Annotated in this window: 1 pseudogene; it reads left to right on the top strand. The window is 42.1% G+C overall.

The annotated features are described in order from the left end of the window. Nucleotides 1–182 (top strand): annotated as a pseudogene (locus tag HBA93_RS21525) (hypothetical protein); the annotation flags it as partial. Between the last annotated feature and the right edge of the window lie 84 nt (nucleotides 183–266).

The raw sequence follows: 266 nt of genomic DNA, 5'->3' as shown, positions 1-266 counted from the left end.
GGACTATTATTCAGGCTGCAAAAGCAGCTACTCAAATTGAGAATTCTGTGGCTGGTTATAAGTCAAAAAACAGTGCGAATAGGGCAGGAGAGGTTAAGGTTGTTTTCGCGGTAGGAGAGCCGCAACGGCCGTGGCATTTATATCGTCTCTGGTCTCGCGCAGCGCGTAATCTGGAAGATTAAACATCTTTTATATCAAAGAGATACGCTGATGATGAATGTCAGTCATTCTTAAAAACACAAATATCGTTTTAAGCAGGTATGTGA

The organism is Ochrobactrum sp. SFR4, assembly GCF_019730395.1.
Classification (GTDB): Bacteria; Pseudomonadota; Alphaproteobacteria; order Rhizobiales; family Rhizobiaceae; genus Pseudochrobactrum.
Note: the sequence above shows the minus strand (reverse complement) of the source record. Positions and strands in the feature narration are given on the sequence as shown.